The sequence below is a fragment of the Tessaracoccus sp. OS52 genome (genome assembly GCF_020687685.1).
GTDB lineage: Bacteria > Actinomycetota > Actinomycetes > Propionibacteriales > Propionibacteriaceae > Arachnia.
The window spans coordinates 20,088-34,469 of record NZ_JAJEWM010000001.1; the positions used below are offsets into that span (position 1 = coordinate 20,088).

A 14,382-nucleotide genomic window follows, 5' to 3' on the forward strand; every position below is an offset into this window, starting at 1 on the left:
CCATTGGTTCAGCGCCTAGAGGTGCATGAGCTGGTAGCGGTCCTTCAGGGGCCGCAGCTTTTCGAGGGTCTCTTCATAATTCTCCGATAACTTGGCGAACTCGTTTGCCCTTTCGAGTTCTCGGGTCAGCAACCTGCGCTCGATTTCGAAGTTGATCGGGGCACCATCAGGAGGCACGGCCAAGTAGTCGAGGATCTCAGCGCGATCCTTGCCCTCGGCGCGGCGCAGGAGTCGGCCACGACGCTGGATGAACTGCCGCGGGTTGCTACTGCTCGCCAAGAGGTAGCCAGTTCGAGCGTCTGGAATGTCAACTCCCTCATCGAGACAACGCATAGCGACGAGTACGCGCAGGTCGTCACCCGTACCAAAACGGCGCAGGAGCACCTTGCGTTCCGGACGCGGTGTCTCCGAGATGTAGGAATGCGCGGCGAGGCGTAGGTCGTTGCCGACCAGGTTTATGACGTCGCGCATCTGGTTCGGTCCAGCTGCTTCCCCAACCGGGGCCGGACGCGACCCTTCCGCGCAGTAGACGAGTTGGAACCAGGAGTCAGAGCGAGCAGTCAAGTCCTCGCGCAGGACTCCCAGCTTGCCCGCCGCGTGTCCTAGCACACCGGAACGCTTCCTCAGTAATTGCCCCAGGGGCGAGTTGGGATCAGCGTCCTTGAGTTCGTCACCCGCGGCTATACACGCCGCAATCTGGGCAGAGAGATCGACGTATAGCTGTGTCTCGGCGTCATTGAGATCGACCAGGCGTGGTCGGTAGATATACCGACACAGCGCACCCATGCCGATCGCATCACCTAGCCCCAACTCATAAACGATGGGACCGAAGTAGTCGATGAGTGCATCCGTACCTTCGTCGTCGAACCACCGCTCCGGCGTCGCCGACAGGGCGAGTCGGTAGGTAGCGTTCGCGGGGAGGGATGAACGGTACGTGGACGAGCCGAGGTTGTGGGCCTCGTCCGCGATCAGCAGCATTGGCTGTGTGATGCGGGTCAGGACGGACTGGAACTTCGCGCCGGAGAACGACGCGTTCGTGGCGACGATCGCCACGATCGGACGTTGTCCGAGTCGGGCTTGGGCCAGCTGCTCCTCTACCAAGGGCAGCCACTTCTGACTTGACTCATAGACCGCAATCGGTCGGATGCCGAACCCTTCGACCTCGGCAATCCACTGGTCGACCAAGTGTTGCAAGGGAGCTAGCACCAAGAGGACTAATGGCTCTTCGCGCTGCTGGAGCACGCCAGCCAGTTTGGTGGCAGCGATCATCGACGTCTTCGTCTTGCCCGTGCCAGTGGCCATTTTCAGGATTCCCCGGCCCCGATTGCGCAGCCACGACTCGACAGCTTCGCGCTGGTAGTCCCTGACACCAAGCCAGCCGGGCAACTCGAGTCGCGCCGGCTCGTTGACTGCCGTCAGCAGCGGCGCGGGGGCGTCATCCCCAGTTAGCAGGGCAGCTGCGCGCTCCTGACCCAGTTGGACAAGGCGCTCTCGGGCGACGTCGGGGAATGGCTCCACGCTCAACGATGACGTTTTATTCGCCCACAGCTCCTCGAAGTCCTGCTCCAGATTGAGCGCGCGAACGCCATCGCCGGCCACCCAGCCGCGGTAGACCTCGATCGACTCGAAGTTCGCCGCCAGCCCGCCGTGCGTCTCATTGCTGCTTCCGGTGAAGGCCACCAAGTCGCCCAAGGGGTCCCGGAACACACCCAGCTTCTCGTGGTAGATGCCGATCCGGCCTTCCAGCTGCACGAAAGCCAGTTTGATGTCGAGCTTGCCCTCCGCGATGAGGCGCCCCAGGAGCCCGAGGCCGTCCAGCACGGTGGGTCGTTCCTCTGCTTCCAGTACACGCTCCGTGGCCCGAGCGATCACTGCGCGTACGTCGTAGCCGCGCTCGATGTCCAGGACGTCGTCTTCGTTGAGATGAGGTGAGGCGATGAGCCTCATTGTCCCGCCCCGCTCAGCGAATGTCTCGATCCCTCGCGCGTACAGCGCGAGGCTCGTCGAGGTGAAGTATCCGACCGCGCGGCTATAGCTGGTAGCAACGCGGAATGCTGGCAGGTAGAACCCTTGGACGACGTCGCCTCGGTTGCTTCTGTATCGGGAATCGAGGGGGAGGCTGCGCAGTCCCAAGATGGCTTTGCCTTTGCTCACAGCAAATCCATGATCTCGTCGACCTCAGCACTGGTGCTCCGCTCGGCGTGCACCTCGCCTGTCTCGAAGTAGTCTCGTGCCGCCAGGATCAGGTCCGCGACGTCGTCGTCTCCGCGTTCGCGATAGCTGCCGATGAGGCTTGAGATCGGTGACTCGTCAGGGACCTTGATCGCGCGCGCCAGGGCGATACGGGCGGCAGACCGATCAAAGGTCGGCTTTGCACCGACCAGGGTGAGCGCGTCCAGCGATGGGTTGTTCACGAGCTCTCGCGCCCTCTCAAACCGGAAGGACTCGTCGTCATTGATCACGAGAAACGCCTCCGTGCCGGCAGCAACATCCTCTGCCATCAGGAAGCGACGGAGCGTGCCGAAGGACGGTTGAATCCCAGTCCAGGCAATCAACTGTGGCTCGAGCGGTGACGCGAGCTGACGCGACTCGCCGACCTGGAGGTTCAGGATACTGGCGATGGCGACAGGCGCCACGGACCCGCTTCCGCGTAGGTGATCAGTTGTGATCCGCACGCGATACGCCCAAGAGTCGGCCCGCCTGAAGAGTCGACGGGTCCGTTCTGGCCGCTTGCGGATCTCACGCTCGCCGGAGGCCAGCCGCACAACCCCGTCACGGACCTCGAACGGAGGTGTGGTCGCGTACGCCACCACACTGCTGGCGGTGACCGTGTAGCGGCCCGTGATGTGCTCAACGAGCTCGTTCATCTTGGCCCCACCACCACTACGAGCAACCGCCTCCCGGATCACCGACCGAATACCGGCGTACGCATCCATACCCCATTCGGCCAGTGCCCACCGATCCCGGTCGACCCGTTCGAATCGGTCATCCTGACTCATTGCGTTCTTCAACGAGCCCGCGCTGCGCTCGAACGCGAATCGATCGACGATCTCTTGTGAACTGAGGGCAGAGCCTTCGATGGAGAGAATCGCAGCGGCGTAGTCGCCCATTGACGAGGTGCGAGTCAGTGCGAAGTCGCCCTGGACGATGTAGCCGCAATGGCGCAGCCAGGAGGCCGTCAGCGCGGACACTCGCTCACGCTGGCTTGACTGGACGAGGACGACCTCGTCCAGTCGAATCACCCCGTACTGGTTGGCGCGTTCCTCGAGGAGCTTCTGGGTAACTTGCTCAGCTTCGGTCATGGTCGGTACGACGCACCAGCCGTCCTGAATCTCGTACGCGTCGTCCAGCCGGTCGAGCACGCGCCATGCTGGCTGACCAACGCGCTCAACCGTTCGCCCAAGCGCTGGGATGAGTTCAAGGAGGTCATCGAGCGGTCGGACCGTGCCGATCAGTTCTCGCGCACTCGCTGCCACGGTCGCCAAGGTACCCTCCTCCGAGATGAAGCTAAGCATCGCGCCCCGCGCCTTGCCTTCGATCTGTCGAATTCGTTCCCGGGTGACGTTGTGCATCTGACCGAGCTGGTCGAGCGTCATCGGCTCATCAGCGAATAGGCGCTCTCCAAGGATCTGCGCCGCGCGCGGGTCCAGGAGGGCGAGGGCGTCATCGAACCATCCGGCGGCATCGAGTTCCAGCTCGTCCTCGGTCAGGACATCACTTGGGGCCAAGGCCTCCAACCTCTGCCGGGCTTTGATCACCTCGTCGGGTATTCCCGGCGGTACATCGCCGCCGAGGAGGGGCTGTCCTCGCAAGCCGACCGTGCCGTACCAGATGGCGATGAGCTTCAGATCATCCACGAGCGAAGACATCCAGTCGGGTAACCGCACGGCATCGAAGCTCAGCGCTGCGTCGCTCGGAGGCCGGTACACGGGTGTCGTGATCGTAGGAGTTGCCAGTGAGGTGGAGGCATCCGCGAGCGCCTGCAAGATCGCGTCTACGGTGCCGACCCCGACCTGACGCCATTCAAGTACCGAGTCGAGCGTCAACGACATTAGGTCGCCCGCGACAGCGCACTCGTTGTGCGCGAGCGCGTTGGCCGCCCGGGCAGGCAGTTGCAGGCGGCTCAGATCGAGCTCGGGGGTGATTCCGGGAAAGATCTGTCCGATTGTCCACCGCGTCAACCGCTCCATCGCGAGCTCGGAGATCTGAGCCAAGTAGGTTCGCCGGCTGGTGAAGCTCGTGTTGTCAATGGATTGCAGCCACCACGCGACACCCGCAAACCCGGCGGCACCAGATAGCCAGGGGAACGCGTCACCCCAGGTCCGGGGCTGCATGTAGTCGAATGCGAAGTCGAAGTCGTCGGTCACCGTATCTCTCTCCCGTTGAGGCCAAAGCAACTTCTATCCGAGACCTCTGACACTGCATTCTGCACGAGTGAAACGATATACGCGGCGGTTCGATCGAACCACTGCAAGTGGCGGTGGATCGCGCTGGTCGAGGGTCCAGATCTCCCCGCGCCTCCAGTGGATTTCGCCAGTCTCAGAGACCTCGACCAGCCAAGGGTGTCAATGCTGTACGGCGCTGCGTCTATCGACGTAAATATCGTGATCGTCGCAGAGGTGATCAGCGAACGCTACCCGTTCGCGGTGCCTCGGTATCAGCGGTCGTACGCAGGCCTGCGTCGACGTGCTGGCGGAAGATTGATGCTCGGTGGTTGCCGCCGCCAGGGGTCCTGCCGCCCAGGTTGCCACGGTGCTGGCGCAGCCGCTGCCAAAGAGTGGTCCTGCTGTTCGCGTGCAGCCTTTGCGCCGACCCGGACCACACGCGGTGAGCCATCGAGCCTCGTCTCGCCGGGTTCGAAGAAGAAGTACATCCCGCGCTGCGGCCAGCCCATCCGACCGTAGCTCTGGCTCAGCTGACGGGTCCCCCCAGCCGAATCGAGAGCATGCCGAGCAGTCGGTAGAGCTGGTCCACGTCATCCCTCGCACCTGTCATGAGCGCACCGTGTCGACGGCGCTCGGAAAGTAGACAGTTTCGGCGCTCGAGCAGTGGACACTCATCAACGATTGAGGAGTGATCACTACGGAGGATTGGGCGTTGATCCGCAGGTTGGCGGCCGAGGGTGTGCCGAAGACGCGGATCGCGAAGAGGTTGGGCGCGTCGAGGACGACGGTTTTGCGGGCGATCGCCTCTGATTCGCCGCCGAAGTATGAACGAAGACCGGCGGAGGTGACCTCGTTCACACCGTTCGAGGCTCAGGTTCGGGGCTTATTGGCTGAGACTCCCGAGATGCCGGCGACGGTAGTGGCGGACCGGGTCGGGTGGACGGGTTCGATCCGGTGGTTCCGTGACACCGTGGACCGGATCCGCGGCGACCAGGGCAGGGTCGACCCGGCTGACCGGTTGTCCTGGGCTCCGGGTGATGCGGCGCAGTGTGACTTGTGGTTCCCGCCGCGCAAGTTGTTGCTGGAGGACGGAACCGGAGGGTCCGTGCGCGGCACCTCCCCCGTCCTCCAAGACCAAGCGGTGTGGTGGCGCGGTGCATGACAGCATCGGTGCATGACCACCTTGAAGTCCGTGTTGCTGTTCGTCCTCGCCGCCGTCGCCGAGATCGGTGGCGCCTGGCTGGTCTGGCAGGGGGTCCGGGAGCACAAGGGGTGGGCTTGGATTGGTGCGGGCGTGATCGCGCTGGGCCTCTACGGGTTCGTCGCGACGCTGCAGCCCGAGGCGCACTTCGGCCGCATTCTCGCCGCCTACGGCGGGGTCTTCGTCGCGGGCTCGCTGGCCTGGGGGATGCTGGTCGACGGCTTCCGGCCGGACCGGTACGACGTCGTCGGGGCGGTGGTCTGTCTAGTGGGTGTGGCAATCATCATGTACGCCCCGAGGGCCGCCTGACAGCACCCGCCCGAGGTCCCGTCTTATGGCCAACGACGAGGGGCGACCGCCTTCAGGTTCGCGCGGCCCAAGCCCACCGCGCCACTCATGGACGGCGGAGATCGAACTTCGACAGCGGCTCGGGACCGGCCACCACCCGTCGGGTCACCTGCAGGATCGCGTCCTCGTTCGGGTCGACGCGCCACCGGACGAGAGCGATGGTCCCGTCGGCGATCTCGAGGGCGGTGATGTGCGACGGGTAGACGCAGCTTCCCGAGTTGAAGTAGGGCATCGCGTTCTCGCGTGGGAACCGCTCGCGGTGGGTGTGGCCGCAGATCAGGGCCATTCGGTTCTGGCGGATCCACTTCACGTAGTTGCGCTCCACCTTGTGACGTTTGTCGGAGTTGGCCACGGGGCTGGTGGGGCTGTGGAACCCGAACGCGTGGGCATACCTCCAGAACGCGCGCATCATGAACCTGCTGAACCGCCACGCCTGGTCGTTGGGGAAGTCGCCCTGGTGTCCGTGCACCACCAGGATGTCCTGACCCGTCTCGCGGTGCCGGAACACGACCGCCTCCACCGGCTCCAGCCCGGTGAAGAATGGCTCGTCCTCTCCGGTGGCCACGTTCTTCGCGGTCCACAGGCGCTCCCGGACGTAGCCTGGGGCCCTCAGCGCAAGGTCGTGGTTGCCCCACATCCGGATCAGCCGGCCCGCGTGGTGGAACTGGAGCAGTTGCTCCCACACGGCGCGGTTGGCTCTGATGATGTGCTTGTAGTCGTGTTCCCAGAGTTCGTCGCCGTCGCCGGCCTCCACGTAGGTGAAGCCGTTTCTCCAGTAGTGGTCCATCGCTGCCGTGAACGTGTTCTTGTTCTTCAGGAACTCGTCGGACTTGGAACCGTCACCGCGATGGCAGTCGCTCATGATCACGAACCGTGAGGTGTCGTCGATCACCTCGACGCGGGCGTCTCTGTAGGCCTCCGTCAGGCGTGTCATCGTCTTCACAGGAATCACCGCCAGTCTTCGTTGGGTTCTTCGATCATAGGTCTGTGGTGCCGTGGTCGTCGGCGAGCCAGGCGACTCAGCGACCACCGACCTTCAGTTGGGGGTCCTATGGGCTTACCGGCGGCCGCACGTCGTGTGCGAGTCCTTGGCCTTGCGACGCTCCGGCGCCGCTCGCTCCACCCCGGCGAAGCCACGGAGGCGTGGCGGTTGGTGGAGGATCTGTTCGAACGGTACGAGGAGGAGATTCTCGACCTGCTCGCAGATCTGGCCCCTCCATTGACTCAGTACTTCCCAGATGAAGGTTGCTGGGGGAGTGCTGGCACGCCACGGTTGGGCGCTGCGACGCGAGTATCGAACTGCGTGCTCGCCAGGGAACACTCGGACAACGTGACGAGGTCGAGGACCTCTCGGGCGACGTAGGCCTTGGCTCCGCGCTCGATGGAGCTCGTGGTCAGGATCCCGGCCTGGCGCAACTCGTCGAGAGCGGAACTGGCCGCGGGGAATGACGTGCCGAGGATGCGTGCGAGCGTCGTCGCTGTGGTCACTGGCGCCTCAGGCAGTTGGCGCAGCAACCTCGCCACCGCAGAGCCCGCCCGGGGTGTCGGACGTAGGCCGACGGAGGCGCGATGGGCGGTGAGCCGCTCCTGCCAGCTCTGGCGCAGCTCCGCGATCTGCTGGACGAGCCTCTCGGATTGCTGCACGGCGATGTGGGCTGCCTCGACGAATGTCTCCAGCCATTCGTTGACGGCGGCGCTCGCCTGCGCGCTTCCGGCTGGCGCAGTGTGACGGAAGGTCGTCAGTCCCGCGATGTAGCGGTCTCGCAGAGTGGCGAGAACCAGGCTGATCGGGACCACCGCTCGGCTGGTCAGCCCACGGCGCGCGAGCACCGTATGGATCAGTGCCCGACCGACCCGACCATTGCCGTCGGTGAAGGGGTGGATGGTCTCGAACTGCGCGTGGATCACGGCGGCCTGGATGAGGGGGGCATGCGCGGCCCCGTTCAGGTAGTCGACAAGGTCGGCCATGAGTTCTGGCACCCGCTCAGGAGCCGGCGGAATGAACACCGCACCGATAGGGGTCCAGGCCGAGGTTCCGATCCAGTTCTGGACTTTCCGGAGTCCGTGGTGGCGAGGTTCCTCGGGCAACAGAGCCCGGTGAAGTCCGACGACGTGTTCGACAGTGAGTGAATCGGCATCAACCAACTCGGTCGTGGCGTCACGCACGATCGTCATGTTGTTCGCGACCATCCTGGCTTGGGCGCCAATGCCTCTGATCGTCTCCGACTGTCCGAGTTCTGCGAGTGCAACCTCCTGCGCGGAGGGGGCGATCCCTTCTATTCGCGAGCTCGCGATGGCCTCCGATCTCAGGAGGAACCGAGCGATTCCCGCGAGTCCGTCAGCCTCGGGTCCGTCGAGTGCTCGGACGCCCCGCTCGGCGAGCGTGACCTGCCGGGAGAGAACGCCGTTGACCGCCAGCGCAACGCCATCGAGGTAATCCGGTATGTACCGCTGGTACCGGCCCGACAGCTGGTCACTCCTGGGAAGGCCGGAATGGACCGTGGCCTCCCACAGTGCCTCCTCCCAAGTTGCCATCACCGGTTTCCTTTCACGAACGATGACTCTATCAAAGGATCGTAGTCTAAACTTCAATCGCGCGTCCAAGGATGCAAGGAAAGGGGCGGCGCAGCAACGTGCAGGTGCGCGTCGGTAGGTGATGAGTCTCGTTGAAGACGCTGATATTGTCTGCCGCTCCTTGATACGTTGAGGCATGGCTCTCTCAGACAGCCCGTTGGTCGCGAACGCGCGCGACCTTGGCGTCCAGTTCCTTGACAACGAAGTCAACATCTCCGGGCAGGACGCGGTCTCGTCCATCGAACTGCCTGACGACCAGACCTTCTGGATCTTCGGCGACACCCTCGAGGGTCCGTTCGAGACCGTTCGCTACCTGTCGCTGACGGAGGTCCTGTCCAACACGGGCGCGATAGTGCCCAAGCAGGACATCTCCAACGGAATCAAGCGCTTCACCTACCTCACCGAACCCGGCGGCAAGCGGGCCCGCCAGCTCATCGGATTCGAGCCGCCCGAGCACAAGTCGACCCAGCGCCTGTGGGCCATCCACGGCACCCACAAGGGCGGGCACCTCTACCTCTACTACCACCGCATCACGATGGACCAGAAGCTGGACGTCTTCGAGACCTTCCAGCTCGACGGCATGGGCATCGCCAAGGCCGACGAGGACTTCAACTTCGAGCGCCTCGTCGCACCTGACGGCACACACGAGTTCTGGAAGGGCGACGAGCCCGGCTTCGGGGTCTTCGTCCAGGAGGTCGACGGCTGGCTCTACCTGTGGGGCTCCGTGCAGCCGGAGGAGAAGTCGAGCGGTGAGATGTACCTGGCGCGCGTGCGGCCCGCCGATCTCGAACGACTGGAGGCCTACGAGTACCTCGTCGCGGCCCCGACCACCGAGCGCCCCGACGTCGCGCCGGAGTGGTCGAAGACCTGGGCGCCCACGGCGTGCCTGTTCGACGACGTGCCCAACGAGATGTCGGCGGCCTGGAACGACTACCTCGGGTGCTACGTCTCGCTGACCACCTACCGGCGCGACAACATCCTGGTCATCCGCACCGCGCCCCAGATGTGGGGGCCGTGGAGTGAGCCGGAGGTGGTCCACCGGCCGGAGAAGACCAACGAGAAGTCGCTGTTCAACGCAGGCAAGGAGCACCCCGAGTTCGCGCGGGAAGGCGGCAAGGTCACCTACATGACCTTCATCGACTCCGAGGTCTACGTCCCGCACCTCATCGAGATCACGTTCGCGTAGCTGGACGACGATCGGCCAAGTCGCCGCCGCCGTCGGGCCAGCGCACCAGCTCCGCGAACCGTGAGGCGATCAAGGCGGAGACGGCGTCGTCGGGATGCAGGTTGTCTGGCATGGGGAGCCGGGCGGCGTCGTCGGGCGCGTACAGGCTCGAGCCGTCCAGGTAGCCCAGGTGCGGATCCTCCCCCTGGCGGGCGGCGACGATGGCCGCCAGCTCCTCCCGGATGACGCCAAGGCTGAGCTTGCCGGCGGCGAGCTCATCGTGGCGGCCGGCGGTGGTGACCCACGGCGGCTCGCGGCCCTCCTCGAAGACAGTCGGCCCGGGCAGCGACTCCACAGGCGGGCAGCACACGGGGGAGATCACGAGCAGGGCAGTGGTGGGGTGGCCGTCGCGAATTGTGTCGAGGAAGCCGTGCACAGCGGAGTGGAACACCCGGCGTCGCATGTGGTCGCCGTTGACGACGTTGATCCCGAGCTTCACGCTGATGAGATCGGCCGGGGTGTCGCGGATGGTGCGGGCGGTGAGCTGGTCAAGCAGCGCGTTCCCCGAGAACCCGAGCGACGTCAGGTCCAGTCCGAGAAGGTTCGCGGCCACAACGGGCCACGTCGTCGTGGTCCGGGAGGCCGCGTAGCCGTGGCTGATGGAGCTGCCGTGGTGCAGCCAGCGCAGCCTGGTGCTGGGGGCCGGTGCCCGCACGGGGCGGTCGGCCCACAGGCCGAGGAGCTCGACCTCGTCGCTGTAGGGCAACCAGAGCTCCAGCTCGCGCTCGCCGGCGTCGGGAAGGCGGAACTCGAGCTCGTCGTCCGGGCCGGGCACGACGCCCTCGACGGGCCGGTCGAAGGAGAACAGGAACCGCGCCCCGACCTCCGAGGCGGCCGAGGCGACGACCTCGCCGTCGACGGTGACGTCGTACCAGGCTCGCGGCAGCGGCGCCGTCTCGTCCTCGACCATCTTCATCGCGTTGACGCGCAGCCGCAGGCGGGTGGCGTCGGTGCGCAGGGCGAGCCGGATCCCCGCGGACTGTCCGACGGAGGCGCGCATGAACCGGTCCGGCAGCCGCCTGAAACCCTCCTCTGTGAGTCGCCGGGGCAACAGCCCGCGCGGCGTGCGCTCCACCCGAACGGCGCCGCGGATCTCGACGTCCCGGTCCAGATCAACCTCGATCAACGTCTCAGCGCCCCGTGTAGAGGGAGTGGATGCCGGCGTCCACGGACAGGGTGACGCCAGTGGTTGAGCCGGCGAGCGGGCTCGCGAGGTAGGCGATTGCGTCGGCCACCTCCTCAGCCGTGACCAGACGGCCGTGCGGCTGGCGCGCCTCCAGGTTGTGCCTCTCCTGGGCGGGATCCTCGGCGGCTGCGAGGAGCCGCTCAACCCACGGCGTCGCCGTCGTGCCGGGACAGACCGCGTTGAACCGGACGCCGTCGGCCAGGTGGTCCGCCGCCATCGCGCGCGTCAGGGAAGCGACGGCGCCCTTCGACGCGGTGTAGAGCGCCCGGTTGGGGAATCCCGTCACGGCCACCGCCGAGACCACGTTGACGACGGCGCCTGAGCCGGCCGCGATCATGTGCGGCAGGACGGAGCGGATCACCCTCACGGTGCCCAGGACGTTGACGTCCATGACGCGGAGCCACTCGGTGTCTTCGTTGTCCAGCACCGTGCCGACCGCGCCGATGCCAGCAGCGTTGACCAGCACGTCGATCCGGCCCCAGCGCTCGATCGTCGCGGCGACCGCGTCGTCGACTGCCTGCTGGTCGGTGATGTCCGCCACGGCACCCAGCACCCCGTCGTCGCCCGGCGGTTGTTCCTCCCGGTCCACCGCCGTGACGTTGGCACCCTCAGCCAGCAGCCGCTCGACGGTGGCGCGGCCGATCCCCGACGCCCCACCCGTGACCACCGCGACCCGGCCCTCGAAACTCTTCATGGCCTACTCACCCGCCTTGACCACGCGCTGGCGCTGGAGCCCGAGATGTTCGATCTCCAGCTCCATAACGTCGCCCGGCGACAGGTACGGGAACCTCCCGGAAAGGCCGACCCCCTCGGGGGTGCCGGTCAGGACGACGTCGCCGGGTTCCAGGACCGTGAACTGGCTCAGGTCGCGCACGATCGTCGCCACGCCGAAGATCAGGTCCGAGGTGCGTGAATCCTGCCGGTGCTCACCGTTGACGCGGCTCTGCAGGCGGAGGTCGCCCGGGTCGAGCTCCGAGGCGGGCACCAGGTCCGGTCCGAGGGGGAGGAAACCGGGGCCGCTCTTGCCCTTTGACCACTGGCCACCCGAGACCTCCAGCTGCCAGTACCGCTCGGACAGGTCGTTGGCGACGGCGTACCCGGCGACGTGGTCGATGGGGTCCTCCGAATCGCTCAGCTGCCAGGCCCGTTTTCCGATCACGACGGCCAGCTCCACCTCCCAGTCGAGCTTCGGCATCCCGGCGGGCGCGACGAAGTCGTCGTAGGGCCCGGCCAGGGTGTGCGGTGGCTTCATGAAGACCACGATCCGCTCGGGCGGCGCCGAGCCACTCTCCCGCGCGTGCGCCGCGTAGTTCATGCCGATGCAGTAGACCGCGCCCGGGCGCGCGATCGGTGAGCCCACCCGTATCGCTCCCGGCTCCTCCAGCACGGGGAGGGACTCCAGCGCCGCCCGCACGGCGCCGACGGGGTCCCCGCCCAGGAAGGCGCCGTCGATGTCGGGGGTGATGGGACGCAGGTCGCGGGTGGTGCCGTCGAGCTCGACGACGGGGATCTCGGCACCGATCGGGCCTAGCCGACGAAAGCGCATGGTGTTCTCCTGGGATTGGGTTTCGGGTCAGCGGGTGGGGTGGGCATCAGGTGGTGACGCGTTCGATGACGACGACGGACGTCAGCCTCGCCCCGGCGGCCAGGGTGGTGCCGGGCCCGCCGCGGGGGCGGCCGTCGGAGGTGCTCCCCTCACCGGGGAGCACGTTGCAGGGTTCCACCGCAGCGGCGTACAGCCGCTTGAACCAGGGCCAGCCGGAGCCGGAGTTGGCCTCGATCCAGAACCAGGCGTGCGGGTACACCAGCGGATCCCAGGTCAGCCTGAGGCCGAACCCGTGCGTCGGGCTGTGGAAGGTTGCGCTAGTCAGGCCCTCCTCACCGCGCTCCGGCGTGAGGTCGGTCAGCGCCCCGAACAGCGACGAGCCGGATCCCGGTCCCGGCAGGGCGATGCTGTCCGGGATTGGGCCGGAGGGGAGCAGCTCGCTGGGGCGCCCGACGGCGTCGGCGGCGGTGAGCGTGCCGGGGGCCTCGGCGTCGGTGACCAGGGTCCGGGCAGTGGTCACGACGAAGCTGTGGTGGTCCAGGAACGGGGAGCCGAAGGCGGGATGCTGGGCAAGCCTGAAGCTGCACGGCTCGGGGGACAGGTTCGTCACCACGTCCGTCACGATCACCCGCCGCCCCTCGACCTCGACGGTGCGCAAGATCCGCAGGGGCGCGGTCAGCAGCGCGGTGCTGAGCGTTGCGGAACTCTCGTCGTGTGCCTCGACGGCCCAGCGCGCCAGCGAGGCCTCGCCGTGGTAGCCCTGCGTGACGCCGTCGTGCGTTCGCTCCGGGCCGGCGTTGGGGGCCAGCAGCTGCCACCCGCCCGGATACCCACTGAGCCACTGCACGATGGAGCCGCCTGCCGCGAACGGGGCGGCGGTGACGTCGCCGGTGGGGGAGACGGCAAGGGTCTGCACGCCGGTGGCCAGGTCTGTCAGCCGCACGATGTCAGCACCGCGTTCGGGCGTCAGCTGTAGTTCCAGGTCCGCGGAACGGAGCGTGATGGCCATATGCCTCAACCCCCGAACGGGGGGATCGGAAGGCCAGCCGCGCCGTGCCCCGTGACCTGGAAGATGGATCCGGCCTCGGGCCACGTGCCCTCGTCGAGGTCCGCTGCGGCCGAGGTGACCCACAGGTGGTCCAGGTCCGGTCCGATGAAGGCGCAGCTCGTGGGCTGCGGGGTGGGGATGGCGATCCTGCGGACCTGGTCGCCGTCCGGCGTGAACTCCTGCAGCGCCGAGCCGGAGTACTCGGCCACCCACAGATGCCCGCGGGAGTCGACGGCGAGGCCGTCGGGCAAGCCGTCGAAGGCCTGCGCGTCCACCAGAACGGTGGGGGTGGGGGTGAGCTTCGAGGTTGCCGGGTCGAAGGGGAAGGCCAGGAGCTGCCTGGCCTGGGTCTCGACCAGGTAGAACGTCCTGCCGTCGGGGCTCCAGCCCAACCCGTTGGGCAGGGTCAGGCCGTCGAGCACCAGGGTGGCTTCCCAGTTCTCGTCGAGAACCCACAGGCCACCGGCCCCGGCGGTGAAGTCGTACGCACAACTCCCGGACCAGTACCGGCCCGCCGGGTCCACCTTGGCGTCATTCATGCGGACTCCCTCGGGCAGGCAGTCCACGCGGTGGGTCTGGCTGCCGTCGTCGGCCAGACCGACAAAGCCGGAGGCGACGGCGGCCACCAGGCCGCCGCCGGAGCGTGGGCTGACGGCGCCCACCATCTCCGGGTAACGCAGCACCTTGGTGCCGAGCTGCCGGAGGTCCCGGTCGAGTTCGGAGCGAAGGATCTCGCCGCCGACGATGTCCACCCAGTAAACGCTGTTGGACGGGGCGTGCCAGACGGGACCCTCCCCGCACAGCGCGCGCCGGGACACGGCGATGGTCACGTTATCGAGCATGGCTTCCCTCCTGCAGTTGACGGGTAA

At 66.5% G+C, this 14,382-nt stretch carries 13 protein-coding genes; 3 read left to right on the plus strand and 10 right to left on the minus strand.

The window, feature by feature from the left end:
- Window positions 1-15: 15 nt before the first annotated feature.
- The 3 genes from LKO27_RS00090 to LKO27_RS15435 form a co-directional block, all read right to left on the minus strand.
- Window positions 16-2,154: a DEAD/DEAH box helicase family protein gene (locus LKO27_RS00090; protein WP_227734874.1), complete on the minus strand. Its 2,139-nt coding sequence runs from the start codon at window positions 2,152-2,154 to the stop codon at window positions 16-18.
- The gene (locus LKO27_RS00095) at window positions 2,151-4,367 is read right to left on the minus strand and encodes a sigma factor-like helix-turn-helix DNA-binding protein (protein ID WP_227734875.1); all 2,217 of its coding nucleotides are present in this window, start codon (window positions 4,365-4,367) and stop codon (window positions 2,151-2,153) included. Before LKO27_RS00095 ends, LKO27_RS00090 begins: the two co-directional genes overlap by 4 nt.
- Window positions 4,368-4,991: 624 nt before the next feature.
- Window positions 4,992-5,243, minus strand: a complete 252-nt coding sequence (locus LKO27_RS15435) for a hypothetical protein (protein WP_370629996.1) — start codon at window positions 5,241-5,243, stop codon at window positions 4,992-4,994.
- On the opposite strand from LKO27_RS15435, the gene LKO27_RS15440 reads away from it, so the two are divergent.
- Together LKO27_RS15440 and LKO27_RS00110 are read left to right on the plus strand one after the other, a co-directional pair.
- Window positions 5,125-5,547, plus strand: coding sequence for a hypothetical protein (locus LKO27_RS15440; protein ID WP_370629971.1), 423 nt, complete (start codon window positions 5,125-5,127; stop codon window positions 5,545-5,547). The genes LKO27_RS15435 and LKO27_RS15440 overlap by 119 nt on opposite strands.
- Window positions 5,548-5,559: 12 nt before the next feature.
- Window positions 5,560-5,895: a YnfA family protein gene (locus tag LKO27_RS00110; RefSeq protein ID WP_227734876.1), complete on the plus strand. Its 336-nt coding sequence runs from the start codon at window positions 5,560-5,562 to the stop codon at window positions 5,893-5,895.
- An 85-nt stretch (window positions 5,896-5,980) separates the two neighbouring features.
- Here LKO27_RS00110 and LKO27_RS00115 read toward each other — a convergent pair whose 3' ends face one another.
- On the minus strand, window positions 5,981-6,868 hold the full coding sequence (locus LKO27_RS00115; RefSeq protein WP_227734877.1) for a metallophosphoesterase family protein: 888 nt from the start codon (window positions 6,866-6,868) through the stop codon (window positions 5,981-5,983).
- Window positions 6,869-7,158: 290 nt separating this feature from the next.
- The gene (locus tag LKO27_RS00120; RefSeq protein WP_227734878.1) at window positions 7,159-8,469 is read right to left on the minus strand and encodes a Fic family protein; all 1,311 of its coding nucleotides are present in this window, start codon (window positions 8,467-8,469) and stop codon (window positions 7,159-7,161) included.
- A gap of 175 nt (window positions 8,470-8,644) precedes the next feature.
- Here LKO27_RS00120 and LKO27_RS00125 point away from each other — a divergent pair, with 175 nt between their 5' ends.
- Window positions 8,645-9,694 carry a DUF4185 domain-containing protein gene (locus LKO27_RS00125; RefSeq protein WP_227734879.1) on the plus strand — a complete coding sequence of 350 codons (1,050 nt, stop codon included), beginning with the start codon at window positions 8,645-8,647 and terminating at the stop codon, window positions 9,692-9,694.
- On the opposite strand, the gene LKO27_RS00130 is transcribed toward LKO27_RS00125, so the two are convergent.
- From LKO27_RS00130 to LKO27_RS00150, 5 genes are read right to left on the minus strand one after another with little or no spacing between them, the layout of a single operon-like run.
- Entirely contained in the window at window positions 9,681-10,859 is a 1,179-nt protein-coding gene (locus LKO27_RS00130; protein ID WP_227734880.1) for a GDSL-type esterase/lipase family protein, read from the minus strand. The two genes, LKO27_RS00125 and LKO27_RS00130, sit on opposite strands and share 14 nt — an antisense overlap.
- A 4-nt stretch (window positions 10,860-10,863) precedes the next feature.
- Window positions 10,864-11,613, minus strand: a complete 750-nt coding sequence (locus tag LKO27_RS00135; RefSeq protein ID WP_227734881.1) for an SDR family NAD(P)-dependent oxidoreductase — start codon at window positions 11,611-11,613, stop codon at window positions 10,864-10,866.
- 3 nt (window positions 11,614-11,616) lie between these two features.
- Entirely contained in the window at window positions 11,617-12,465 is an 849-nt protein-coding gene (locus LKO27_RS00140; protein WP_227734882.1) for a fumarylacetoacetate hydrolase family protein, read from the minus strand.
- 46 nt (window positions 12,466-12,511) lie between these two features.
- Entirely contained in the window at window positions 12,512-13,474 is a 963-nt protein-coding gene (locus LKO27_RS00145; RefSeq protein WP_227734883.1) for a DUF4432 family protein, read from the minus strand.
- A gap of 5 nt (window positions 13,475-13,479) precedes the next feature.
- Window positions 13,480-14,355, minus strand: a complete 876-nt coding sequence (locus LKO27_RS00150) for an SMP-30/gluconolactonase/LRE family protein (protein ID WP_227734884.1) — start codon at window positions 14,353-14,355, stop codon at window positions 13,480-13,482.
- Window positions 14,356-14,382: the final 27 nt, after the last annotated feature.